Here is a 26,526-nt window from a genome sequence, read left to right as displayed (position 1 = left end):
TTAATCCTCATGCGGCTTGAAAATGATACAGTCGATGTGGAAGTCGGTAGAGTACATAGCTGTCTGGCTCTGCGACACCTGGCTCATGATACGCAACTTGACGTTGGGCTGCGTCAGACCATAAGAGCAAGCGGGGAACTTGAAGTTGCTGGCCACCTGCACCGTGTCGACCTTCATCGGATCGTTGGTCTTCAACTCGAGACGACGGTTGAGCTGACGGTTGTCCTTGTTGGTGTAATAGAGCATGCAACGGAAACGGTTGGGCAGCAGGTCCTTCTCAGGAATGTACGGATTGTAGGCGTGCTGGGGAGCGAACACGACGTAAATGTCGTAGCCCACGTTAGAGAGCAAGTCGGGAATGCTGTACTGAATCGACGCCACGGGGAAGTGGTTGGGGTTGGTCGATGTGTTCTCAGCAATGACATCCACGAAAGTGTTGCTCGAGATCTTGTCGTAGAACGGGTTGTCGGACGACACCTGATGGATGGGCAACGGCTGCGAAGCGTCGATGAGAGTGTCCTGACGGCTGATGTTCTCGGCCTCGACCTTCACCGTGCGGAAGAAGGTCTTGGTCTTAGGCACATTAAACTGTGAGGCAATGCGCACATGACCGTTACTGCACTCGATATCGCTGGTGCCATCGAAGATACCGCCTGCGTCGAACGGACGATAGAAGATGTTGTACGGCTCAAGATCCATTGCCTTACGAACCTGATACTCAAAGGCCTGGGTAGACACAGCCGAGTCGGCAAACGCTGCATCGGGGTTGATGGTGCGACTGAACACGGTTCCTGAGAGGATGGCCAAACGGGTGTTGGCCTCCTGCATGGAGTCGCGTTTGTTCACGGTGTTGGCGTAGTCGAAATAGTCGTGATATTCGTTCACCATGCGGGTCCACTGGTCGTTCGTGGGAACGAGCATCCAATAGGTAGAGTCCTCTGAGTTGATCTGACCCAATGTAGAGAACAGCGAGTTGCGGAGCACTACAACTGAGTCGAGATATTCTGTCTGACCGTCGGCGTTGATGCCACCCGGCACACTGGCGGCCTCGCTAAACTCATAACGCGAATAGCTGTTGATGAACTGGTAAGCACTGTCGATGCTGTTGTCGATTCCCAGATACTCGAAGATATTGGGGAAGTAATCGATCTTCTTGCCGATAGTGAAGAGCACGCCATTGGTGTGAAGGGCGTTCGAGGTGATGAACGTCTCCTTACCGATGGCCGTCGGTGAGACGGGCTCCATCTTTCCGTTGAGCATGGTCAGCGTGTCGTTAGTTAGCGTCGACACAGGCTGAGTGAAGAGCGAGATATGGTTTTGCACAAACTGGCGAATCACCGTGTTGTCGTTGTCACGCACGCCCTTGTTCTTCTGCTCCTGGTAAGCACTTACAAGGCTGTCGGCCTGATCGGCCGTGAGGCCATCATTGGTAAGCGCGAAGACGGTATAGGTCTGGCTACCAGAGAGGTTTCGGTCGTAGTCGCAGCCCTTCAGCACACGAGCGAAGTTGCTCAGCTCGCTCTGTGAAGAGATGGCTTGCCAAAGGGTGGTCTTGCTTCCCTCATCGCCCGTCGAAGGATCATAGTGGTCGTCCCAATCGGAGCAGGATGCAAGGGGCAGGGCAAGGGCAGCGAGCCCCAGCCAAGCCTTTCCCATAATATGATTGATCGTAGTTTTCATTGTTTTTGTTTTTGATTGTGGTTACTGTTGGCTGTTGCTCGCCTATTAAAGCATGTCCTCAATCTCACCTTCGTCGGTGACACCATAGACACTCTTCGGAACCAGCTCGAGGTAGTCGAGCATGAATTCGTTGTTGTTACCCATCTTGGTCGACACGCTGCGGAAACGCAGGAAGTGGTCCTTGTTGGGATCGATGTGTACGGTGCAGAGCACAATGCGGAAGGTCTGCGTCTGTGTGGCAAACACTGTACGGTCTGAATAGCCCGTGGGGTGGCCCTCACCATTGATGCGGTATCCGCCGGCTGCGCCACGGTAGTAGCCCTTGTTCTTCAGGGCCTTCTGGTCGCGGGCAAGTTGCTCCTGTGTCATACCGGCATAGTTGCTTACCCAGTCGCTACCCAGGATCGACGGGTCGTTGAGCGCAACGGTCATATCGAGAGGAATGCCCTGCGGAACGCCATCGAAGTAAATCTGTGCGATGCCTCGGGTCGGCTCCTGCGCATAACCCATACGGATCTGCCAATCGCCCTCGTAGGGCACGGGCGGAATCTTGAAGGTAATGTCGTAGTTACCAAACATGTTGAACTCATCGCCCTCATACGAATCGTAGTAGTTACGCGGACGGCGGTAGATGAAATCGCCATTCACCTTCACGTTCTTCAGGTATCCGTCGGGGAAATAATAGTTGCGGCCATACTTGGCAGTCTCATCGTATGCTGGGTCGTTGTGCGACGGGTCGCCATTCTGACGAATGTTCATGGTCATCATCTCCGGGAAGATAGTCGACAGGTCCATACGGATACGCACACCATCGACGATGTCGCGCGTTTGCTCAGAGAAGGCCAACAGGTCGTCGACATAGAAGTAACGGCCATTGAGGGCTGTGTTCTCCACACCGTTCTCCACAGTCTGGCTGACCTTGGCACCCGTAATCTGGTAGTCGTCGTCGTAGCGACGGTTCACGTAGCGCTGTCCGAGCTCGCTATTACCAGCATAGCGCACAACGGTGAGACGCTCAAACTTCAGCATGGTGTGAGGCAGCATGGTCTCATACCAGTCGACGGGATTCATCTGTGTGGTGCTGATACCGATGTCGTTACGCGGTGTGAGCAGGTTCCAACCGATGACGTCGCGGTCGAGGATGTGGTAAGCAATGAGCCTGTTGAGCGGGTTCTTGCGGTTGGTCAGTGAGTCGAAGCAGTGGTAAGGTTTATCGACATCCTCAGGATATGTGGCGTCGTAAATCTCACAAGCCTTTTGGTAGAGCTGTTCCATGGTAGTGATGCCATACTTCAGGCGCAGGATCGAATCGGTGGGAACGAAAGCCGTGAAGCCCGATTTCTTCTCATCGGGAGCAGTGGCTGTCTCCTGGTTGACGTGCGATGTGTACTTGACTCGCGGATACAGTGTATGGTCGTACGACTCGTCGATGTAAGCGTAAAGCGAATCCTCAAGGTGCGTGTCCTGCAAGGCCTTATAGAAGAGGCTGATGCGGGGGTTGTCCTTCAGCACGTTGGGCAGCATGCGTGAGCTGGAAGTCAGCACACCATCGATGGGCTGCATGATACCATTCTCCACCGAGTCGTCTTGCAGGGTGAAGATGATGTTGGCAGCACGGTTGAGGCGCACCACGCCATTGCTATCGTTATCGAAGTCGTGTGTGATCTCAATGAAACGCTTGTTCATGTTGGCGGTGGTCAGCGTACCGTCGTTCATCTCAGAGGTGGCGAACATGTTCTCCACCAGGTGCGTGCGTGCGATGGTATCGCAATCGGCGTCTGAGAGATCGCTCACCGAGTTCATGCCGCGGCTCTTGAGGTAAGCCTGGATGGCGTCGTTGGTCGGTGCGAAGCATGTGTAATGACCGTAGGCTGAGAGCAGATCCATCAAACCGGCGCGGTCGACGATAGCGGCATAGTCGCTAAACTGCTCGTGGGTCTTGAGGTACGTGCTCATCATTTCACCCTTGAACGTGTAATAGTTCGAGGTGTCGGGCTCGTCGGAACAAGCCGTGAAGAGGAAGGCGACAATGAAGAGCGGCAGCACAGCCAACGTCTTTGCGCCATACCTTATTATATTATATGTCTTGGCTTTCATAATGGATATGATTTATTTGGTGGTTTCGTAACTTGAGTTCTCACCGTTGCCGAAGGCGGGATTCTGCTGGAGGTTCTTGTTGACCTGCAACTCGTTCTTGTTATACGGCCAGAAGATGGCATCGATACGCTTCAGCTTGTTCTGTGAGGCCGATCCGGCGCTACCCGTCGACTTCTTCGAAGCCTGTGAGGTGAGGTAGCTGGTGTTGCCATCGCGAAGTGAGCGACGCACGAGGTCGTACCAACGCTTGCCCTCGAAGAGGAGCTCGCGATGACGCTCGTCCATGACGAGGTCGGCCATAAGGCTCTTGCTGGCATACGAAGCGTAGTTGATGTCGGTCTTCGTGGTTGAGCAGTTTGAACGCTTGTTAATAACGTTCACGATGTTGTAAGCCTCATGGAGCAACGAGTCGTTGACGGTCTTGCCTGCGGCGGTGGTGTCATCGTTGTTCACCAGTTGCACGAGGGCCTCAGCCTTCATGAGCATAACATCGGTCAGACGATAGAGAATCCAATTGGCGTGGCAGTAGTTGGGTGCCCAGTGTGAGCCATAGCTGACTGTTCCCTTCGACGTAGCGCTTGTGGGAGGAGTAACCATGACCATACCTGTTCCCTGGGTGTACTTGCCAATACCATAAGAGGTAGCACCAAGTGCCTCAAGGCTCGTGTAGTAACGTGTGTCGTACTTGGTGAGGAACACCGTGGGATTGTCCTTGGTGAAGTCGTCGCCAAGATAGTCGGAAGGCTTGACAAGACCGGGGAAGGTCTCGCTGTTGCCGTAGTTGCTGCTCACGGCACCATTGGCTAACTGGCTATTGTCGTTCATGTAGATAAGTTCGAAGATGCTCTCACGGCTGTTACCGTCGCCGAAGATCGAGTTGAATGCCATTCCGTAAGTAGAGCCCAGACGATCGGATATGAGCGGATAGCCATCTTGCATCTGTTCGTCCTCGCTCACCGAGCCGCCCTTCTTATCGAGCTCGTTCTGGTAGTCTTGTGTCATGGCGTTGATCACCTTGTCGGCGTAGGCCACAGCGTTCTGATAGTCTTTCTTCCAGAGATACATCTCGCTCAGCATGGCATAAATGGCGTTCTGTGTGATGCGACCGCGCTGAGAGTAGCGGTTGGTCTGCGGATACTTGCGCACCGCATTGCCCTTCACACTCTCCAAATCGACGATGAGCGAATCGAGCACATCGTTGAACGGTGTGGCAGGAAGATCCATCTTCTGCGTGTCGTCGAGGTACGGCTGCTTCGTGAATGGCACGTTGCGGAACGTACGGATGAGGTAGAAGTAGCAGAGATCGCGCAGGGCCGACATCTCAGCCACTGTGGCGCGCAACTCGCTCTGCGTGTAGTTGGGGTCTTTCTTGGCCACGGTCGGTGCGTAATAGATAACCGTGTTACAGTCGTTGATAACCTTGTAGATGCAGGTCCAATCGGTGAATCCGTTAGAGGCGTTGATGTTCTCCTTCAGGATGTTAGAGAGGTCCTGGTTGTTGTCGATGTTGGTACCGCCCTGGATGTTGTCGGAACGGAACTCACCCCAACACATCAGACGCGAGATGCAAGCCTGCGACTGCAGGGCGCTGTAGCATCCGTTGACGACGTTGTCTACGTCGTTCTTCTCGTTCCAAAACTTCTCCAGGGTGATATCGTTGAGCGGATCCACCTCAAGGAAGTCGGAACAGGATGTCATGGCGAGGGCAAGAATGGCTACCCAAGCCTTGCTCCATATATGATGAAATGTTTTATTCATAAGATTGATTGTTTGGATCATTAACCTTTGTTTGATCGTAAATCTTTGTTTTGTCGCCTGCACTGATTAGAAGTCGACGGTGATACCGAGCGTGTACGAACGCGAGCGCGGTGTCTGTCCGCTGTCGGTGGCTGCGCCATAGCTTCCATAGCCAATCTCTGGGTCGACACCCGTGTACTTAGTCAGGATGAAGAGATTGTTGGCGCTGACGTAGAAGCGCAAGCCCTTGAGCCCGAGCGTCTGGAGCATCTTCTTCTTGAAACCGTACGACAACTGCAGGTAGTTGAGACGGAGGAATGATCCCGACTCCACAAAGCGGTCGCTGATAAGCGTATTATAGTTAGAGGTGGCACCATACATGGCGCGCGGGATGGTGGTAACGTCGCCTTCCTTACGCCAACGGTAGTTCACGGCCTCGCTCTGGTTGTTGTTGTTGGTCATGGCCTCAGCGTCGAGACGTGCGAGGTTCAGGATCTTGTTGCCCACACGATAGGTGAACTGCGTGTTGAGCTTCCAACCATTGTAATTGAAGGTGAAGCCAAATCCACCAGTCAACTTCGGCAGTGATGAACCGAGGTAAACGATATCGAGCGCATTGATGTTACCATCGTTGTTCACATCCTCATACATGGCGTCGCCACCCTTGAACTTATAGGGATTGCCCGAAGCCAGGTTCGAATAGTTGTAAACCATCTGGATGGGGTCGCCGGCGTCGTCGAGAATCACCTTACCCTCGGCGTTGCGTGCCACAGGTGCGGTGTGACCGGCGGCGTCGAATGCCTGGCGCTCCTCAGCCGACATATTCTTATAGGTCTCATACTGATACTCGTATACGCCCTTGTAACGGAAGCCGTAGATGGCGCCGAAGGGGTTACCGATCTGCACGCGCTGCAGCACCTCACGGTTGGCGTAGTTGAACTCGCTGTTGAGCGACTTCAGCACCGACTCGTCCATGGTAAGGATCTCGTTGCGGTTGTTACCGAATGAGGCGTTGATGTCCATATAGAACTTGCCGGCCTCGATGAGGCGGTTGGTGTCGATGTTAAACTCCCAACCCGTGTTGCGCATTGAGCCAACGTTACCTGTGGCCAATGTGGCGTAACCTGAGTTAGAGGGGATGCGGATGTTCGACATCAACATATCCTTTGTGGTCGACTGATACCAGTCGAGCATGAGGTTCAACTTGTCGTTAAAGAAGTGGACGTCCATACCCACGTCGTAGGTAGAAACGGTCTCCCAGCGCAGGTCGGTCAGACGGATGTTGAGCGGAGTCATGGCGCTGTTGCCAATGTAGCCGCTTGTGGTGCCATAGCGACTCTTATAGAGGTAGTCGCTGCCGGGCTGGTTACCCACGCGTCCCCAGCTGGGACGGATGCTGAGCATAGAGAGCCACTTGCGTGCGTTTTCCATCCAAGGCTCGTCGATGATGTTCCAACGGAGTGAAACAGCGGGGAAGTAGCCCCATCGACGATCGGGACCAAACTTAGTGGTACCGTCCATACGGAGAGAGAAGTCGGCCATGTAACGGCCCTTGTAAGCATAGTGGGTAGAGAACGTGTAGTACATCGAGCGCCACTGGCTGTAGCCTGAGGTAAGACCGCGCGTCACACCACCTGCGTCGGGCGAGGTTATGCCGCCCGAGGGCAACATGTTAGAATCGGTTCCCTGGTTGTTAGAGCTACCAGAGGTAAGCTCAAAGCGGCCCATCATCATCAACGAGTGATCCTTGTTGGTGAAATGGGGAATGAGGGTCAACGTGTGCTTGGTGTTGAAAGCCACACTCTTTCTTGAGCCTGTATAGGCAGCGTTCACACCGCTGTTCCAAGCCACGGTGACCAGCTCCTGGGGATAGAACTTATCCACATAGTCGTTGAAGATGTTCATGTAGACGCGGCCTTGGTAATCGAGGCGCCAGCTCTCATCGTCGAGACCGAGGAGCTTGTAGTCCATCTGGAACTCAGGTGTGATGTCGTAGGTGCGCTGGTCGTTCTTGGCCAGGTTGGCCGAGGCCACAGGGTTGACGAGTTTCTTCTGGTCGTCGTTGAACACCGACGAGGCGCTCTGCAGCATCTCATAATAGGTGCTTGTGTTGCGTCCATAGGCATCCTGCTCATAGATGCTCATGTTAGGCATCTTGCGGTTGGCGATAGAGAGGAGGTCGTCGTAGTTGCGCTTGTTCTTGGTGTAGGTCAGCGAGAAGTTGGTGGCAATCTTGATGCGATCGCTCACATAGTAGTCGAGAGCCACACGTGTAGAGAAGCGGTTGAGCTTCTGCTGTATGACCGAACCGGTCTCATTGTCGAAACCGCCAGAGATACGGAACGTAGCCTTCTCACCACCACCGGTGATGGAGAGGAAGTGGTTCTGACGCAAACCGATCTGCGTGACGGCGTCGCGCCAGTCGGTGTTGTTGTTATACTGCTCATACTCCGAGAACGTGGGGTCGTAGTTGAGCTCACGGATGTTGGCCGTACCGTCGTTCTGCTGCGGGTTGAAGTATGCCTCCTTGAGCAGCATGGTGTAGTCGTCACCGCTGAGGAGCTTGTAACCCTTTGGCTGATAGGTTCCTGTGAGGCGGAGCGAGTAGCTCACGCGGGGCTTACCCTTGCTACCACGTTTGGTGACGAGCTGAATCACACCGTTGGCACCCTGCGAACCATAGATGGCTGTTGCGGCGGCGTCTTTCAATACGGTGATCGACTCAATATCCTCGGGGTTGATGTTGAGAAGCTGTGCAAACTGCTCGTCGTTGGCCGAGTTGACATCGAAGTTGCTCATGTCAACGTTCCACGTGTTTCCGTTGACGACGATGAGGGGGTTTGATGAGGTGAGCGACGACACGGTCGACGCACCACGCAGGCGCATGGTGGTTCCTGCGCCGAGGTTACCGCTTACCGACACGATGTCGAGTCCGGCGATACGTCCCTGCAGGGCCTCGTCGATGGTGTTCATGCCAAGTCCCTCAAACTCCTTGGTCGAGATGGTCTGTGTAGAATAAGATATTTCTCGCTCCGGGATGGCGAGTCCACCTCCCGAGAGGCGTTTCTTGGCCACGACGGTCACCTCCTTCAAGGTGTTCTGGTTCTTCAGCGTTACGTTGATCTCGTCGCTGGTGAAAGGCAGCGTCTGTGCCAATGTTCCCACGAAGCTGATGCGCAACTTGTTCTTGGTGGGGTTGCTCACCTTCATGGAGTAGTTTCCGTTGACATCGGTCGTCGTCGACTCGATGATACGCCCTGTGGCGTCGATTTCGCAGACGGCGGCACCCATGACCGGTCCAAACTCATCAAGGACGGAACCGTGTACCGATGTGATCTGCTGGGCTGATGCCTGCATGGAAACAATGCAGAGCAGTGTCAGCATGATATATTTTAAGTAGTGTTTCATGGCTTATCTCCTCCTTGCTTTAGCGTGGTTGTGTCGTTTGGCTGCGGTGGTTGTCAGTCCGATAACCTCACGCCAGGGCTTGAGCTGGTCGTGATCGTAGAAGAGCGGTCCGTCGATCTGGTGCACCACAACGTCTGAGGCCTGGTAGATCTGGTTGGTCGTTACCCTGTCGCGGTTCTGCAGCCAGTACTCGCGTCCGATGATGTTGTAGAGTCCGTCGGTCTTCAGCACGTTGCGCTTGTTGCCCAACTGGTCCTCGACGGTCATCTTGTCGTCGTTGGCGTTGACAGTGATGGAGAAGTAGCGCTTGTTGGCGGGATTGATCTTCGACGACTCGTAACGCACGTTGTTCTGCGGTGTTCCACCAATGAAGACGCTGTTGTCCTGGATGTGGTAGCGCAGGAAGTTGTTGATGATGTTGGTCAGTGTGGTCTGCGCTGTCTGCAGGGCCTTGCGGTCGCCGCCGAAATCGTCGGCCGTCAGGGCGTCCACATCTTCCCATGTGGGCATGTAACCCTCGTCGATGAGTTTCTGCACGGTAGCATTGGCAGGCACGTAGACGGTGTAGTTGTAGTTGTCGAACACGTTGATGTTGCGCTCACCGGTCACGGCGTCATATTGTCCGAGCGTACGTGTGGCGAGGAGCGACGAACCACGGAGCAGCGAGGTGAACACGCTGAAGTTGTCGTAGTCGTTAAGGATGCTGAACGTGCTGCGCTGGCTGGAGAGGGGCATTGCGTTCTCCACGACGTATGCCTTACCGTTACCGGCGGCACTCTGGTCGTAGATCTGCGACACCACCACATGGGTACCGGTCTCCTGCTGGAGGGCACCGTTGACGGTCATCTGACCAACCTTGCCGGCGTGGCGCACGATGATGGGCGATCCGCCCTTTGTCTTATAATAGGTGTGGCCGTCCTCCACATTGCCCACAACGATGAGGTTGTCGATAAGGTCCTCCAAGCGGTCCTTCACCTGGTCTGCGTTGGTCACCGAGTCTTTCGACGCCTCGTCGACGACTCCTGTCGCCAGGTCATAGTCGTAGCGGTTGGCCACCACGGTCTTACGCTGGTTGTTGTAGGTGAAACGATAGAGCTTGGTGCGGCTCGTTCCGTATGAGCACGGGTCCACATAGGTCAGCATGGCCTTGTTGGTGGGGATAATGAGGCTGTAGTATGAGTCCATGGAGTTGAGGTAGGGCTCAAAGTTGAGGTTGTCGATACCCCAATAGATAACGCTCATGATGCCGTCGGCTCCATTGGAGTTGATCAGTGCGGGGAAGCTCACCGAGCGATAATCGGCAGGCGTATACACCTTATTTAATAAATAGACCACACCGTTACAGCCCATGAAGCAACTGTCCACATCGGCTGTGGTCAGTCCGAGGCTCACCTTGGTGGTGTTGTCCACGATATTCTTGAACTTCGAGGGCACGGTCTCCGAGAACGTGTTGATCATGTTGATGTTCATGAGCTTCACGAGCACGTTCATAGGCACCTTGTCCCATGAGCCATACATATCCTGCAGCACCTTGCCATCGGCGTTCCACCAGGTGTTGAAGGCCTTGTCGGAAGGCACGAGCATGGCTCCAGCGTCATAGTGGAGGTCGTAGCCCGAGGTGTTGCTGTAGATGTATTGGTTCCATGTGGGGTCGTAGAGCAACTTGGCGTCGACGGCCTGTCCATCGGGATCATGTGCCAGTTCGCCCGAGGTTGCCGCACCGTAGTTGCCCGTGTTGGCGGTCGATGCGAAGTGGCGCAACACAAACACGGAGTCGGTGTTGTTATACAAACGGTTGTACTCCTTGGTGGCGGCATCGTCATAATAAGGTGCCGAGAAGCGCCCCAACAGGTAGTTGAAGGTCTTCATGTTGGCGTGCGAGGCCACAATGTCGGCCATGTTGTCGGCAGAGGTCATCACGCCTTCCACCTTATGTATATAACCGTTCTTGCAGGTGATGTCGCGATCCACGATTTTCTTTCCGTTCACCCACGCGTCGCTGACAGAGTTCGACTCGCCATTGGTGAGTGTGGCCAGGTCGCTGTCGGTAATCTTGTTGTGCTTCATGTAGGCGGGCAGGAAGTGGATCATGGGCTTCGACGTGTTGTCGCGAAGCAGCACGATGCCGTTCTTGTGATCCTTGTACTTCTGCCAGTAGGCGGTGTTGGGCATCTGGTCGGGATAGATGCGTGCCACCGAGTCGAACACCGACACGGCCGACTCACGGCGCATGCACATGCCCTCCTCGGGTGGGTTGCCGCTAACGTTGCTCAACAACTCGATGAGGTAGGCGTTGTTGACCATCGAGGAGTTGAAGATAAGCTTCTTCTGGGCCTGCGTGAGGTCCTCATACTTCTTCACTCCCCAACTGTTGGTTTGGAACCATTGGTTGAAGGCATCGTCGTCGGCAGCAAACAGGGTCTTACTACCAGTTTGGCTGAGCACGGCGGTCTGTCCGAGGTCGTCGATGAGTCGCAACGTGTACGAGTAGTTGCCCTCTTCCTTGAGCTGGTCATAGATGGAGTTGCCCAACCATGACGGCTGCCCGGTGAGGACATCCTTGTCGCACGACTGCAACATCGTGGCTCCGGCTGCCATCAACAGGGCTGTGGCGGCCGTTAGTGCCTTGCGCGTGGATTTTAGATGTTTCATTGTAGATATTTTAGGAATTTGTTTTATTCGTAGATGCGGTTTTAAGCGTAGATGCCACAAAAGTGGCTTTAGTTCAATTGCAAAGATATATTAAAAGGATGATTCCACCAAGTGAATTTTAATAAAAAATGGTCTTTTAACACTTAAACTTTGTTTCGACCTGAAAACGTCTGCAAAAATCGTCCAAAGGATGCAAATATAGTCGTTTTACCAGTTTTTTCGATGTATTTGCTTGTTATCCGCCACGATTTTCACTACATTTGCGGTGTCGATTGGCCAACCAATGATGGCCGGCGCCCAAGAAGCGCCATGAGCGACAGCAAAAACTACAAGGTGAAAACCAGAGACTAAAACCCAAATATCCTAAAAAAACAAAACTAAACAATTTAATAACTATCACTTAAAAAAAGCACTGCTTATGAAAATGTCTACTTCTATCAGACAGCTTCTTTTAGTCGTGATGTGCCTCTTTGGCCTCAACGCCAGCGCACAGTTCTCGGCTTCGCTGAAGCAAGGCCCGACGACCGATTGGTCGAACGTCGGCGCTCAGTTTAAGTTGACAGACGTGGCCGAGGCTCTCGGCACCGACACCGCCACCCTCGTGGCCCAACTGTCAGACATGGCAAATACCAAGGTGTTTGCTGTTATCGACTCTACCGGAACCGTCAACGGTTACACTGGTAACACAGGTGAGTTCTGGCTCACCCAGACGGGTCAGGTTTGCGCCTTCGCCGATGGTGCCTGGTTCGTTGGCCAGAACTTCGACGAGGAGAACAACATCTTCAACGTTTATGTAGGCCAAAAGCCCAGCCTGTTTACGGTTACCACCGACCTGAACGTGAAGGCCGCGCTCGTAGTGGGCGAAAAGACCGTTACCTTCGACATCGCATACCGCGTGTATGTGCCCGAGGTTCCCGCTCCCGAGCTGGCTATCTCGAAGCTTCAGATCGTGGGCGAGTCGAGCGTTAGCATCGAGCAGTATCCGCGCACAGGCTACGACACCGACAACGTGTATGTGAAACTCAACGACGTAGCCAACAAGTTGGGCTGCGACAAGGATGAACTTCCTTTCATCATAAACAAGATTGCCCACATGCCGCGCCTCGATGCCACCTACGGCATCATGACCGACTCACTGGTGGTTTACACCACCAACGACGGATGGATGAAGCGCGCACTTAGCTCCACAGGCGACCCCCTTTGGGCTTGCGGTAACAACGGTTACGAAAACACCGACAACCTCTATCTGCAGAAACTGGCCTACAATGCTGACAACGACACGCTGAGCTGCACCATTGGCCAGTATCCCAACGTCTTGAAGGTGGGCGACAAGCCTTACGTAGACATCTATCTCGTGTATGGCAGCAAGGCATACAAGGTGACTTACACGGTGAACATCGTTGAGGCTCCCTACAACGGCATCGAGGACATGACCATGGTGGGCGAATCTACAATCACCGTCAACCAGGACATCAAAACCGACTACTCATACACCAGCATCCATCCGAACATGGAGGTCATCGCTGCTGCGCTTGGCGTCGACGCCAGTAACATCAGCATGCAGGCCATGGACAGCAATGGCAGCCTCTCATCCAACGCTACAGCCAACAACGGTGGCTTCTGGCTCACACAGGGCGGTACCATCACCGGTTGGGGCACTGGCGCTTACTGGTTTGTTGAGCCTGCCACTCAAAACAACTTCAGCGACATCCACGTGGGTCAGTATCCCGACGCTACACATAGCGAGGACACCGCCCGCACCAACCTTTATTTCGTAGCTGGCGAGAAGTATTACCGCCTGACCGTGATCCTGGCCATCAACAAGAGCAAGGAGGTGGACCAACAAGGCTTCGAGAGCGTGCTCAACAGAACGCTGAACATCCAGGCCCTGCCCGGCAACTATGAGTGGTCTACCGTCGATTGCGGTATCTCTGTCGACGACATCAACGCTGCCATCGGCACCACCGATCCCACGCTCTACGCACTCATCTCCGACACATTGCGCAAGGCTCAACCCGACACCTATCCCGAGAGCATGATCTACACCAAGATCTACAACATGAACCCCACACCGGGCTTCTGGGTCGACAAGGACGGTAAGTCACGCGGTTGGGTGTCTGACGAGCAGTCGCCTTGGGGTATGTACATCAAGACCGAGGACAACAAGGTGAAATTCTACGCCATGCAGTTTGCCGCCGATCCCGCCGGAACAGCTTACTCTGGTCAGTTCTTCCTCGTCAATGAGGAGAATGGCAAGATGGTGACCGTTACGCTCAACTATCAGGTTGTGAGCAAGATCGAGAACATCACAGTGGTTGGCACCACCGACATCATGCTGCCTGTAGGCGACATTGACCAGGAGGTCGATTTCGACTTCGCCCCTGTGGCCGAGGCTCTTGGCACCGACGTCAACACGCTGTTCGCCAACTATCCGCTCGTGGGCATGACAGCCAGCGGCATCTACAGCAACGGTGTGGATCCTGTCAACGCAGGTCTGATGTTCGACAAGAGCGGCGCATGCAACAATGAGGGTGGCATATTCGGCCTCAACATCTCTGAGGACTACACGAAGTTCATCACCTTCGCCAACAACTACGAGGAACTGGGCGAGAACTTCTCTATCCCCGCCACCATCGGCTTCAAGGTGACCGACGAGAACGAGCAGACCAAGCTCTATGTTGTCAACATCACCTTCATGTCACCCGACGGCTACGCCACTGGCGTAAACAACATCAAGGTGAACGCCAAGAACGACGGCAAGATCTACGACCTCAGCGGTCGCCAGATCAGCAAGCCCGCTCACGGCCTCTACATCATGAACGGCAAGAAGTATATGGTGAAGTAAAAACAAAACGACCAATATACGGCGAGCGGCTTTCCGCTCGCCAATAACTAAGAAAACGCCCCCACGAACAACCGTGTTCGCGGGGGCGTTTTAGCTTACTACTGTGTATTCAGCGCATTTCTTACTGGCACACGCTCTCCTCGATGGCTCTGTTGCCATTGAGGAAGGCGTTGGCGGGCATGCGTTTCTTGCCAGCCATCTGCACCTCCTTGAGCTCCAACCACTCGTCGGCGGTGGCCACAAGCAAGCGGTGGCCGCTCACGCTGATGGTGCCGGGCGCCTCCTGGGTGGCCTCGCCAGTCTTGGCGGCGCCATACACCTTGAGCACCGCGCCACTGGGAGCGAGCGTGGTCCATGAGCCGGGATAGGGCGACAGGCCGCGAACAAAATCGTAGACGCGCTTGGCGGGCTGGTTCCACGCTATCTGGCAGGTCTCCTTAAAGATCTTAGGGGCGGGCTTCAGTTCCGTGCCCTCGGCCAACGGCGCCTGGTCCATCGACGGCACCTCACCATTGCCCTGGAGCATGACGTCGACGGTTTCAACGGCGGCATCGGCGCCCAGGGCCATCAGCCCATCGTAAACATACTCCACGTTGGCGTCGTCGGGGATGGCAAACGTCTTGCTGAGAATGATGCGACCGGTGTCGATGTCCTTGTCCAGGAAGAAGGTGGTTACGCCGGTCTCGGTCTCACCGTTGATGACGGCCCAGTTGATGGGGGCGGCACCACGATACTGGGGCAGCAGGGCGGCATGCACGTTGAACGTGCCAAAGCGGGGCATCGACCACACCACCTCGGGCAACATGCGGAACGCCACAACCACCTGCAAATCGGCGTGATAGCTCTCGAGCTCGGCCAGGAAGTCGGGGTCTTTCATCTTCACGGGCTGCAACACGGGCAGGTTGTGGGCCTGGGCATACTGCTTCACCTCGCTGGGCTGCAGATGGTCTTGGTGACGACCTACGGGTTTGTCGGGCTGCGTAACCACAGCCACCACGTTATAGCCGCCTTCCACCAGGCGGCTCAGAGTGCCCACGGCAAACTCGGGGGTACCCATGAAGATGATTCTTAAGTCTTTCTTATCCATTGTTTTCTATGTGTTACAGGGTCATTCTCTCGGTCGAAAGGCACAGCCATGCTGCCTTTCGACCTGCAAATTTCGGGTATTTTTCGCACTCCCACAAATTTTAAGGCCACGAACAGGCACCATTTTCGCCACTTTAACGAAAAGTATAGGCTTTGTAACTCTTTATCTCATAAATAATTCATACCTTTGCACCGTTGATCCTATGGGCACGAAGCGATCCAAGCGACAACAAGGCCATTAGGAGCGGCACATTTATTCATCCATAATGACACAACGACATGGAACAACAGTTTAAGCGCAACATCATGATTACCGGCGGCGCCGGATTCATCGGCTCACACGTAGTGCGCCTCTTCGTCAACAAATACCCCGACTACCACATCATCAACGTCGACAAGTTGACTTACGCTGGCAACCTCGCCAACCTGAAGGACATTGAGAACCAACCCAACTACACCTTCGTGAAGGCCGACATCTGCGACTTCGACACCATGCGTCAGCTCATGGAGCAGCACCACATCGACGGCATCATCCACCTCGCCGCCGAGAGCCACGTGGACCGTTCCATCCGCGACCCCTTTACCTTCGCTCACACCAACGTGATGGGCACCTTGTCGCTCCTGCAGGCCGCCAAGACCACTTGGGAGGCGTTGCCTGAAGGTTACGAGGGCAAGCGCTTCTACCACATATCGACCGACGAGGTGTATGGCGCCTTGGAGCTCACCGACCCCGAGGGCATCGAGAGCCCGTTCACCACAAAGGCGTCATCGGAGCACCACCACGCCTACGGAAGCAAGTTCTTCACGGAGGACCTGAAGTATCAGCCCCATAGCCCCTACTCGGCCTCGAAGGCATCGAGCGACCATTTTGTGCGCGCCTTCCACGACACCTACGGCATGCCGACCATCGTTACCAACTGCTCGAACAACTATGGTCCTTACCAGTTCCCCGAGAAGCTCATTCCGCTCTTTATCAACAACATACGCCACCGCAAGCCGTTGCCCGTCTATGGCGAGGGCCTCAACGTGCGCGACTGGCTCTATGTGGTAGACCACGCACGCGCCATCGACCTCATCTTCCATGAGGGCAAGGTGGCCGACACCTACAATATCGGTGGTTTCAACGAGTGGAAGAACATCGACATCGTGAAGGTGCTCATCAACACCACCGACCGCCTGCTCGGGCGCGCCGAGGGCGAGGACATGAACCTCATCACGCACGTCACCGACCGCAAGGGCCACGACATGCGCTACGCCATCGACAGCCGCAAGCTCCAGCGTGAGCTCGGATGGGAGCCCAGCCTGCAGTTTGAGGAGGGCATCGAAAAGACCGTTCGCTGGTATCTCGACAACCAAGACTGGCTCGACAACGTTACCTCGGGCAACTACCAGCGCTACTACGAGGAAATGTACAGCAAGCGATAAAAACCAAGCCAAGGACCGAAAGCCGGGGCAACGCCCCCAAGGCCGCCATGAGCTTGGCTTTATAGGCAAAAATTTTTATGGGCATGATAGACTTATGGGGCAAGACGCCCAGCAAGCCTGTCATGCTCTTTATGCTTATCGGCCCAAGCATAAACCCAAATCGGTCGTTAGACCGAAACAGGTGAATGGTTAGGATCTTATGGATTCTTTTCAACTCTTGTCAGCGTTTCTTTCGGCATCTTGCTTCCAGTCGCGTCTCGCCATAGCCCGCTATGGCTTCACCGCGCCTGTCGCAACCTGCTCGAAACAAACGCTAACAAGAATTAAAATCTAATGACCGATTTGGGATAATGCAAAACGATTCAGCCATTCAAGTTGGAATAGCTGAATCGTTTTTCTATTTATGATTTCGATGTCTCCTCCTCACATTGGGTTAGGCTTCGCCGAGCCTCGTGGCCAATGGCCCATGAGGGACGATGCCGTTAGTTGACCTCATGGATTGCTCTGCTTACCACTTGCAGGCAGCGCTTGGCTTGGCGATGGAGCAGGCACAGACGTCGCATGCCCAAGAGATGCAGCATGCAGAGCTTCCACGTGTGACGATAAGGCAGGCTGGGCAGCACAATATCATGCTCGTCACCCGAGAGTTCGAAGGTCGTCAGTTGGATATTGAGCAGCGTGGCATAATAACGTGCGAAGTCTGCGTGACCCCGAAAGTCATAGTTGTGCAACATGCGCAGATGGCCTTGCAGCAGATCGCGCCACCCACACGCGTCGGCCTTGACGGTGATGCCCGATGGATTATAGGTATAGCGGTAAGTGCCGCGGCTCGTGGTGCGAAGCGTGTGGACCTTCGGCAACAGGCCGCCCATGGCATAAACGTCCTCAAACAGGCGACCCTTGGCCCATGGTGTGCCGTCGAACAGCGAACGACGGTAAATCTTGTTCCACGCGTAGGTATGCTCATAGCCACGGCAGCCCAACCAATAATCGCCAATATGGGTGTATTCGCGCTCAGGAAGTTTGATGGTCTTCCAACCGCACGAGGTTTCTCTCACAAACGAATATTCGAGGATGTCGTACTCCGGATGGGCCTCGAGCATGGCCATCAGGGGCGCGTAGGTGTCGGGCAAGAGGTAGTCGTCGGAGTCGACAAACGTCACATAACGGCCCTTGGCGTAGTACAATCCCTCGTTGCGAGCGTCGGACAGTCCGCCATTGGCCTTGTGGATGAGGGTCACATGGGGCCGGTTTTGGTAGCGGTTGGCCACAAGCGCCGAGCGGTCGGTGGAGCCATCGTCAACCAGGATGAGCTCCATGCCCTCCACATGCTGGCCCAACACGCTCTCCACACAGCGGGCAAGCGTGCGCTCCACATTATAAATGGGAATGACAACCGACAGCAAAATGTTCTCGTTCATGGGCATAAGGATGGATTTTGGAGCAGCGATACACAGACTACGCCTGCGCTGTGGCACCAAGGTAGCGCATACGGAGCGTTACAACTGCAAAATTAAGGGCGTTTGTTCGATTAGCCAAACGATTATTGGATAAATATGATGGAAAAACGCCATTTTTTCGTTACAAAATACGGATAAATCATAAAAAACGATAAATAAACGCGATAATAGTACCAATAGCGCGATTAATTCATATTTTTGCAACGTTAAACTACATAAGGCAACAATTATGAAAATGAAGAAAATGATTCTCGCGGGCCTCTTCGGCCTTGCCCTAACCGCAACTGTCAGCAGCTGCGGCAATGGTAAAACGGATGCTCTGCAATCACAGCTCGACTCCCTGAGTATGAGTGACAGCCTCCACCAGGAGGATATCCGCCAGATGGCTGAGTTTGTGAATGTCATGTCGGCTGGCCTCGATAGCATCTCCGCACAGGAGGGCATGTTGCAGCAGATGGGCAACAAGGAAGGCGGCGCCATCGACAAGAACAAGATGAAGAGCCAACTGCTCGACCTTGCGCAGACCCTGAAGCGCCAGCGCGAGCGCATCGCACAGCTCGAGGCTTCGGTGAAGGACAATAAGTCGGCTTACGGCCAACGCATCAACAAGCTCATCGCCTATTACAAGGCCCAGCTCGATGAGAAGGACAAGAAGATCGCCGACCTGGAGGCGCAGCTCAACGAGAAGAACACCAACATCGCCAAGCTCACAGAGGATGTGAACAGCCTGACAAGCACCAACACACAGCTCAAGGGCACCGTGGAGACACAGACAAAGACCATGGAGGCACAGAAGACCACCATCGCCGAGCAAGATGCTTCGCTCCACACGGGATTCGTGGCCATTGGCAGTTCCAAGGACCTCAAGGCCAAGGGCATCATCAAGGGTGGATTCCTCGCCAAGAAGAAGGTGAACGTGGCTGACCTCAACACCAGCAACTTCACACGCGTGGACATCCGCAACTACAACAACATCCGTCTCAACTCTGACGATCCGAAGATCATGACGCAGATGCCGGGTGGATCGTATGAGCTCAAAGACAACGACGACGGCACCACCACACTGCGCATCAAGGACACGCAGTTGTTCTGGAGCGTCAGCAAGTACCTCGTAGTGAAACTCTAACACCGCTTAGGCGGCATCAACAGGCGACGGCCGCAAGGCCAACGCCGCATACACGAAGGAGGCGTGACAAACCCATCAACCCAGCGGTTGAACGGCTTGCCACACCTCCTTCGTCGTTAGGGCCCATCGACAAACATCCCCCCGCCCACTCATGGATAGATGAGGAGGCAGGAGGATGTTCAGAGACTATTATAAATACTACAAGTTGAAATATGCCTTCACATCGGGCATGGCGCCCGGCTGGGTGCAGACAAAGGCGCTCACTTCCACGGCGAGCTTATGGGCCTCGGCCACGCTCTTGCCCTCAAGAATAGAGGCGCAGAACGAACCGGTAAACGAGTCGCCGGCGCCAACGGTGTCGGCCACTTCCACCACGGGGGTCTTCTGGAACGAGACGCATCCCGGGGTGAACACATAACTGCCGTTCACACCACATGTGAGCACCAACATATCGAGGTCGTACTTGCCCAGGATGAGCCAGCACTTGTTCTCAATGTCGAGGCCAGGATAGCCAAACATGCGGCCAATGACGATGAGCTCCTCATCGTTGATCTTCATCACGTTGCAACGTTTCATCGACTGGCAGATCACCTCCTTCGTGTAGAACGTCTGACGGAGGTTGATGTCGAAGATCTTCATGCAATCCTTGGGCGTGGCATCGAGGAACTTATAGATTGTCTGACGGCTCACCACATTGCGCTGCGCCAACGATCCCCAGCACACGGCACGCGTGTTCTCGGCGATGGCTTGCAACTCGGGGGTGAAGGGAATGTTGTCCCAAGCCACATTCTCCTTGATGTCGTAGGTGGGAACACCTTCGTCGTCGAGTTCCACTTGCACCGTCCCCGTGGGGTAAGGCACCCGAGGCATGCAATAATGCAGGCCTTTCTCCTCAAGTTGGGCGATGGTCTCATCGGCGAGCTTGTCCTCACCCAGCGCACTCACGGCAATGGCGTTCAGCCCAAACTGGCCGGCATGATAGGCGAAATTGGCTGGGGCGCCGCCCAGTTTTCTACCATCGGGAAGCACGTCCCACAGTGCTTCGCCCAGTCCCACTACATATTTATCTTTCATGACGTTATGATTTTTAGTTATATTAGTTGATGATGGATTATGCTATCTTATTGCTTTACCTTATTGACATACGTGAACAGGTATGCCACACCGACAGCCATCACGGCAACAGCGCCCACCTGACCGACGGCGTCGCTGGCGAAACCCATGAGCAAGGGGAACACCGTGCCACCAAACAGACCCATGATCATCAGGCCGCTCACCTCATTCTTGCTTTCGGGCACTGACAGCAGGGCCTGCGAGAACACGATGGAGAACACGTTGGAGTTGCCGTAACCCACAAGGGCGATGGCAGCGTAGAGCAACGTCTGGTTGGTTCCGACGAACATGCCCACCATGCTCAGAGCCATCATCGACACGCTGATGATGAAGAAGGTGCGGGCCTTCATGACACGAAGGAAGAACGAGCCCGTGAGGCATCCCACCGTACGGAAGATGAAATAGAGCGATGTGGCAAAGGCGGCGTCGTTGAGCGTCCAGCCCAAACGCTCCATCAGAATCTTCGGAGCCGTGGTGTTGGTGCCTACGTCGACACCCACGTGGCACATGATGCCGATGAACGAAAGCAGCACGATGGGCTTGCCAAGCAACTTAACACTGTCGGCGAGCGACGAAGCCTTGCCCGTTTCCTCGTCCTCGGGAATCGACGTCACAGACAGGAAGGCGGCGGCCATGCCAATGATCATATAGATGGGGAAGAGCACACGCCAACCGTAGCCGAAGCTGGGCAGGGCACCCATGGCTCCCCACATGGCAATGTAGGGCGCGAGGAACGAGGCGATGGCCTTCACAAACTGGCCGAAGGTGAGCGTAGCTGCCAGGTTGCCCTTGATCACCACCGACACCAGCGGATTGAGCGACGTTTGCATGAGGGTGTTGCCAATGCCCAGCAACGAGAATGTCACGAGCATCAGGCCAAACGACTCACCGAAGAGCGGAAGGACCAGCGACACGATGGTCACCAGGAGCGACAGCAGCACGGTGCGTTTCTTGCCGATCTTGTTCATCAACATGCCCGTGGGCACGCTGAAAAGCAAGAACCAGAAAAACACAAGCGAGGGAAACATGTTGGCCGTGGCGTCGTTGATCCCCAGGTCGGCCTTCACATAGTTGGAAGCAATGCCTACCATGTCGACAAATCCCATGGCGAAGAAGCAAAGCATCACCGGGACAAGCGTCAGTTTTATAGCTTTCATTATTTTTTTCCTATAGCGTTATACGTTGTATTTCATCCTTCGTTTTCTCGCCATGGCAGAGCTTAAGTGAACTTTCCTCTGCTCATCTGGCTTAACGAAAACCTTCCATTTCATGGCACGTTTTCTCGCCATGGCAAAGCTTAAGCAAGCTTAGCTCTGCTCATTTGGCTTAACGAAAACGTTTCGATTTTTGACCCGTCAAAAGGCGAAGGGGACTCTTAGAGCGTGCGGTCCTGATAGGGAGTAGACTTGATCTTAAAGGTTCCCGGGTCGAAGTCCTGGTACATGTTCACACTGTAGAACCAGTTCTTTCCCATGTCGCCATTGAGGTTGAGCGACATCTCTTACAGGCCGTTCTCCAACACATTGACGTCGGCCGAGGGCAGACCTATCTGAATTTCACGCGGGCCATTGGCGCTGGCTGCGTTGAGCATCACGTTGCGGTTGCCTTCTTCCTTAGAATGCGACGAAGCGTTCCCTTCTTGTGCGGCTACATTCATGCTAACCATCAGAAGCATCATGCTACCGACTATTGTTACAAACGATTTCATGCTATAGATTGTTTAGGGGTGTTGAAATTGAAGTCTATCACAAAATTATGTAGGAATATGACTATCTGCAAGAACAAAATGTTCGTAAGCCCAAACGATTCGTTCATGGTAACAATTGTTGCAGACAACGAACGATCTGTTGCATTCATGGGGCGTTGCTTGGGTTGAATAGCCTCATGATCGGCGTTGGAACGGCAAGAAAACGACCATGGAATGTGGCAAAATACGGCAACGAGGCTTTTTTTTAGAATAAAAATCGATGTTTTTGTTCCTAACAGCCCATATTTGCACTATCTTTGCAAACGATTGCGAGGCGCTCGGCCATAAGAGAGCAAGCTCTCATGGCGCTCACTGGCACGATCCCTAAATACGATAGGCGGCGCCGATGACATTATTTTACCCTAAACCGCGTTCATGAAACCGTTTAAATCCCTACTCTACCTAATAGCCACCCTGGGCGTACTGGCCTTCGCTTCGTGCGGACAGCGACATCCTAAGTATGTTATTGGTGTGTCGCAATGCAGCGAAGACGTGTGGCGCGACAAGCTCAACAACGAGTTGCGCATAGCGGCTTTCTCTGCGAACGACATCGACCTGCGTATCTCGTCGGCCGACGACGACGTGGCATTGCAAACCCAACAGATCGACAAGTTTGCGGAAATGGGCGTCGACCTGCTGATTGTGGCACCCGGACAGATGAAGGTGTCGGGGGCCATTGAACGCGCCTACGACAAGGGCATACCCGTCATCGTGTTCGACCGGCGCACCCATTCCAACAAATACACGGCTTTCATTGGCGCCGACAACGAAGAGATGGGGCGCAACATGGCACGCTACCTCTCAAGCCAAGTGAAGGGGAACGGCCGCGTCCTGGAGATATGCGGCCTCTACACCTCGTCGCCCTCCATAGCACGCCGCCGCGGTTTCGACATGGAGGCGGCACAACACAACAACCTGCAGATTGTGGAACACATAGAGTGCGACTGGACTGAGCAGCAGGCTTACCGAAAGATGGACTCGCTATTGTCGGCTCCTCACGCCGCCTTCAATTACGTCTTCGCCCACAACGACCGCATGGCCGTGGGAGCCAAGAATGCTGCACGCAAGCACGGACTCGACCTCAACGCCATACATTTCATAGGTATCGACGCCATGGCACATAAGGGCGGCGGCATGCCAATGGTGAGAGACGGTGAGCTGATGGCCTCCTACATCTACCCAACACGAGGCGACAAGGTGATGAAACTGGCCATGGACATCCTCGAGAAGCGACCCTACAAGCGCGAGAACCTGCTGTCATCTGCCCTGGTGACGGTCGAGAACGTAAACGTGCTGCTCAACCAGGAGGAGGAACTCGAGCGACAGACCGACAATCTCTTGTCCCTGCGACGTCGCGTGGAGACCACCACCAACGCCTTCGACACGCAGCGCAGCTACCTTTTCATGCTGCTCTTCCTCGTGACCATGCTTCTTGCGGCATGCGCATTGGCCATCAAGGCTTACATGGCCAAGAAGCGATACAACGCCCAACTCAAGGAGAGCATGGTAAAGCAGCGCAAACTCACCGACGACATGGAGCGCATGACACAGACGCAACTGCACTTTTTCACCAATATCTCACACGAGTTGCGAACACCACTGACACTCATCGCAGGACCCGCCGACCAGTTGGGCGAGAACCCGACCATCGTGGGAGAGCCACGTAGACTGGTGGAGATGATTCGGCGCAACGTGGGAATCCTCACACAAATGGTGAGCGAAATACTGGAGTTTAGAAAGATTCAGAGCGAGAAAGCCCAGCTCACGCTCAACCATTTCGACCTGGCCAACGAACTGCGACTGTGGAGCGACGACTTCAAGGCGGTGGCCGAGCGACGCGGCATCAGGCTGAGCGTGGAAGCGCCGACCGACGCTTGCTGGGTGATCGCCGACCGCGAGAAGGTGGCCCACATCTTTTTCAACCTCATGACCAATGCCCTGAAGTACACGCCGCCCAAGGGAAATGTCACCACACGCCTCTGCCACGACAACGACAGCTACACCATTTCAGTAGCCGACACAGGAAAAGGTCTGAGCGATAACGACCGACAGCATATCTTCGAGCGCTTCTACCAAGCGGCAGACGCCGTGGGAGGAACGGGCATCGGACTGGCCATCGTCAAGGCTTACGTAGACCTGCACCACGGACAGGTGGGCGTGGAGAGCCAGCAGGGCAAGGGAAGCACCTTCAGCTTCACCATACCCGACTCGCAACCGGGCTACGACGCCTCCCAGGACAAGCAGGCGCAGGTGAAGGCCGACACGCTACTGGCCGACGACTACTCGGTGAGCGACGTGGCGGCAGAGCACAACCGCGCCCTTGTGACGGGGACGGAGGACTACGACAACGACCGTCCACTGCTGCTCATCATCGATGACAATGTGAGCATGCGCGCTTACCTGCGATCGATCCTCGCACCCCACTACAACGTGATGGAGGCGCAGAACGGCGAGGAGGGACTGGCCGTGGCGCGCAAGAATGTGCCTCAACTCGTGGTGTGCGACGTCATGATGCCTGTCATGGACGGACTGGAGTTTTGCCGACTGCTGAAGGGCGACTTGTCGACCAGCCACATCCCCGTGGTGCTGCTCACGGCACGCACACTCGAGAAACAGCGCGCCGAGGGTTACGCCACGGGCGCCGACTCGTATATCACCAAGCCGTTCGCCGCCGAAACGCTACTGGCGCGTGTGGCCAACCTGCTGAAGAGCAGGGTGCAACTGCGCCGTATGTTCACGGGAACCACCACCGAGCAGGAGGAGCAAGAGGCGCTCAGCGCAAAGGACCAGACATTTGTGGAACAATTGCGCAAAACCATCAAGAGCCACATTCCCGACGCCAACTACTCGGTGGAAGACCTGGGCGAGGAGATGGGACTGAGCCGCGTGCAGCTCTATCGCAAGGTGAAGGCGCTCACGGGCTACACGGTGGTCGACCTGCTGCGCAAGGCCCGTCTGGCCCGCGCCAAGCGACTGCTCGAAACCACCGACAAGAACATTTCTGAAGTGGCCTATGAGGTGGGCTTCTCCACACCGTCCTATTTTGCCAAGCGCTTCAAGGAGGAGTATGGCGTGAAGCCGGGCGAGGTGCAATAGGCGCATCTGCCCGAGGCAAGCAGCCTATAGGCGGTAACGCCACATGTGAAGATTTTTGGGTAAAAAGTTGTGCGGCATTTTTGCGCGAAATAGCGAGCGAAAACGCCGTGTTTATGCATTTTTGCGATCAAACCGGAGGCTCGGTTTTGCCGTTAGGCATCTTTCGAGTTGCAATACATGCCTAACCGTGTCTCGAAAGACCATGTTTCGCGCCTCGAAAGGTAAGGGATCGTCATGCGAAAGGCCATGTTTCGCAAGGCAAAATGCGAAATGTGGAGGGTTGAATGTGGAGCTCAGAACACAACTTATTGAATATCAAGCGATTGGATAAAATCGCTGAGAATGGCGTATTTCGGCCAAATGGTTCCGTCGTGGAAAAGAAATGTGTAGATTGATGTATAGATTGTTGCGAAGATTTACGCATAAACGCTATTCTTCGTTGGCCTTCCTTTCCTTGGGGCATCTTAGGTTTCGCATCAGCGCCCATCGGTTGCCAAGTGGCAACACATAGGCCATCGCAAGGTGTGAAAAGTAATGCCGTTGGATTCCTAAAACTCTCCGATTTAAAAAGTTTATGGTATCAGATTCCTAAAACTTTCCATTTTCCGAAGTTTATGGTATTGGATTCCTAAAACTTTCCATTTTCTGAAGTTTACGGTATCGGGTTCCTTGAACTTGGCGTTGGAGTTAAAACAAAAAGATTGAAGGCCACCAGGGGCTCGCTTGCCCGAGGTGACTTTTTCGAAAAGAGAATAATTGAAAAAGTTGTCTCTCCGAAGGATGGGGGTGATCCTGTAGGAGTGATATGTCCTTCATTGAAACACGGACACTCCGCGAAGTGTACTCTTGCGTGATAGGGGATCCTTTCTTCTCGCAGAAATGTCCTTATGGGTTAGGCGGCCATTACTCTCTCACAGGGTGGCCACCCTCTCATCTTTTGTTAGGCCGCACCCTATCGCAGGGTCGCAGCCTCTCTCTTACACAAATTTCTATTTATATGGGTACATCCTAATACATGCGTCGCGGCTGGTGGGAAAAGGAACTGGCGGCCGTT

13 protein-coding genes and 1 pseudogene are annotated in these 26,526 nt (G+C 54.4%); 4 read left to right on the top strand and 10 right to left on the bottom strand.

The window, feature by feature from the left end; translation table 11 throughout:
• From KM934_RS01650 to KM934_RS01630, 5 genes are all read right to left on the bottom strand, one after another.
• Complete coding sequence (locus KM934_RS01650) at positions 1 to 1,680, bottom strand: hypothetical protein (RefSeq protein ID WP_215758869.1); 1,680 nt, start codon at positions 1,678 to 1,680, stop codon at positions 1 to 3.
• 45 nt (positions 1,681 to 1,725) lie between these two features.
• Entirely contained in the window at positions 1,726 to 3,777 is a 2,052-nt protein-coding gene (locus tag KM934_RS01645; RefSeq protein WP_215758868.1) for a fasciclin domain-containing protein, read from the bottom strand.
• Between the two features lie 12 nt (positions 3,778 to 3,789).
• A complete protein-coding gene (locus tag KM934_RS01640) occupies positions 3,790 to 5,535 on the bottom strand; it encodes a RagB/SusD family nutrient uptake outer membrane protein (protein WP_215758867.1) in 1,746 nt (581 codons plus the stop codon).
• A 66-nt stretch (positions 5,536 to 5,601) separates the two neighbouring features.
• Positions 5,602 to 8,922 (bottom strand): SusC/RagA family TonB-linked outer membrane protein, encoded by a 3,321-nt coding sequence (locus KM934_RS01635; protein ID WP_215758866.1) that lies wholly within the window; start codon positions 8,920 to 8,922, stop codon positions 5,602 to 5,604.
• 3 nt (positions 8,923 to 8,925) lie between these two features.
• Entirely contained in the window at positions 8,926 to 11,574 is a 2,649-nt protein-coding gene (locus KM934_RS01630) for a fasciclin domain-containing protein (protein WP_252344845.1), read from the bottom strand.
• A 418-nt stretch (positions 11,575 to 11,992) separates the two neighbouring features.
• Between KM934_RS01630 and KM934_RS01625 the strand changes: the two genes are divergently transcribed.
• On the top strand, positions 11,993 to 14,419 hold the full coding sequence (locus tag KM934_RS01625) for a DUF4859 domain-containing protein (protein ID WP_215758865.1): 2,427 nt from the start codon (positions 11,993 to 11,995) through the stop codon (positions 14,417 to 14,419).
• Between the two features lie 121 nt (positions 14,420 to 14,540).
• Here KM934_RS01625 and fmt read toward each other — a convergent pair whose 3' ends face one another.
• Positions 14,541 to 15,506: a methionyl-tRNA formyltransferase gene (gene fmt / locus KM934_RS01620; RefSeq protein ID WP_215758864.1), complete on the bottom strand. Its 966-nt coding sequence runs from the start codon at positions 15,504 to 15,506 to the stop codon at positions 14,541 to 14,543.
• Between the two features lie 278 nt (positions 15,507 to 15,784).
• Here fmt and KM934_RS01615 point away from each other — a divergent pair, with 278 nt between their 5' ends.
• Positions 15,785 to 16,930, top strand: coding sequence for a dTDP-glucose 4,6-dehydratase (locus tag KM934_RS01615; protein WP_215758863.1), 1,146 nt, complete (start codon positions 15,785 to 15,787; stop codon positions 16,928 to 16,930).
• A 482-nt stretch (positions 16,931 to 17,412) separates the two neighbouring features.
• Here the strand turns inward: KM934_RS01615 and KM934_RS01610 are convergent, their stop codons facing one another.
• Complete coding sequence (locus KM934_RS01610; protein WP_252344844.1) at positions 17,413 to 18,351, bottom strand: glycosyltransferase family 2 protein; 939 nt, start codon at positions 18,349 to 18,351, stop codon at positions 17,413 to 17,415.
• Between the two features lie 268 nt (positions 18,352 to 18,619).
• On the opposite strand from KM934_RS01610, the gene KM934_RS01605 reads away from it, so the two are divergent.
• Complete coding sequence (locus KM934_RS01605) at positions 18,620 to 19,516, top strand: Cbp1 family collagen-binding glycoprotein adhesin (protein WP_215758862.1); 897 nt, start codon at positions 18,620 to 18,622, stop codon at positions 19,514 to 19,516.
• A gap of 198 nt (positions 19,517 to 19,714) precedes the next feature.
• On the opposite strand, the gene KM934_RS01600 is transcribed toward KM934_RS01605, so the two are convergent.
• The 3 genes and pseudogenes from KM934_RS01600 to KM934_RS01590 all read right to left on the bottom strand — a co-directional run.
• Entirely contained in the window at positions 19,715 to 20,590 is an 876-nt protein-coding gene (locus tag KM934_RS01600) for a carbohydrate kinase family protein (RefSeq protein WP_215758861.1), read from the bottom strand.
• Positions 20,591 to 20,637: 47 nt separating this feature from the next.
• Positions 20,638 to 21,789: an MFS transporter gene (locus KM934_RS01595; protein ID WP_317192655.1), complete on the bottom strand. Its 1,152-nt coding sequence runs from the start codon at positions 21,787 to 21,789 to the stop codon at positions 20,638 to 20,640.
• Positions 21,790 to 22,010: 221 nt separating this feature from the next.
• Positions 22,011 to 22,337 (bottom strand): annotated as a pseudogene (locus KM934_RS01590) (hypothetical protein); the annotation flags it as partial.
• 414 nt (positions 22,338 to 22,751) lie between these two features.
• Between KM934_RS01590 and KM934_RS01585 the strand changes: the two are divergent.
• Positions 22,752 to 25,472, top strand: coding sequence for a hybrid sensor histidine kinase/response regulator transcription factor (locus tag KM934_RS01585; protein WP_215758860.1), 2,721 nt, complete (start codon positions 22,752 to 22,754; stop codon positions 25,470 to 25,472).
• The last annotated feature ends 1,054 nt before the right edge of the window (positions 25,473 to 26,526 follow it).

The organism is Hallella faecis (assembly GCF_018789675.1).
GTDB classification, from domain to species: Bacteria; Bacteroidota; Bacteroidia; order Bacteroidales; family Bacteroidaceae; genus Prevotella; species Prevotella faecis.
This window is presented reverse-complemented; position numbering and strand designations above follow the sequence as displayed.

Bases quoted from the DNA above. Each gene is read 5' to 3' on its own strand.
- KM934_RS01650 (WP_215758869.1), bottom strand. From the start codon at position 1,680: ATGAAAACTACGATCAATCATATTATGGGAAAGGCTTGGCTGGGGCTC.
- KM934_RS01645 (WP_215758868.1), bottom strand. From the start codon at position 3,777: ATGAAAGCCAAGACATATAATATAATAAGGTATGGCGCAAAGACGTTG.
- KM934_RS01640 (WP_215758867.1), bottom strand. From the start codon at position 5,535: ATGAATAAAACATTTCATCATATATGGAGCAAGGCTTGGGTAGCCATT.
- KM934_RS01635 (WP_215758866.1), bottom strand. From the start codon at position 8,922: ATGAAACACTACTTAAAATATATCATGCTGACACTGCTCTGCATTGTT.
- KM934_RS01630 (WP_252344845.1), bottom strand. From the start codon at position 11,574: ATGAAACATCTAAAATCCACGCGCAAGGCACTAACGGCCGCCACAGCC.
- KM934_RS01625 (WP_215758865.1), top strand. From the start codon at position 11,993: ATGAAAATGTCTACTTCTATCAGACAGCTTCTTTTAGTCGTGATGTGC.
- fmt (WP_215758864.1), bottom strand. From the start codon at position 15,506: ATGGATAAGAAAGACTTAAGAATCATCTTCATGGGTACCCCCGAGTTT.
- KM934_RS01615 (WP_215758863.1), top strand. From the start codon at position 15,785: ATGGAACAACAGTTTAAGCGCAACATCATGATTACCGGCGGCGCCGGA.
- KM934_RS01610 (WP_252344844.1), bottom strand. From the start codon at position 18,351: ATGAACGAGAACATTTTGCTGTCGGTTGTCATTCCCATTTATAATGTG.
- KM934_RS01605 (WP_215758862.1), top strand. From the start codon at position 18,620: ATGAAAATGAAGAAAATGATTCTCGCGGGCCTCTTCGGCCTTGCCCTA.
- KM934_RS01600 (WP_215758861.1), bottom strand. From the start codon at position 20,590: ATGAAAGATAAATATGTAGTGGGACTGGGCGAAGCACTGTGGGACGTG.
- KM934_RS01585 (WP_215758860.1), top strand. From the start codon at position 22,752: ATGAAACCGTTTAAATCCCTACTCTACCTAATAGCCACCCTGGGCGTA.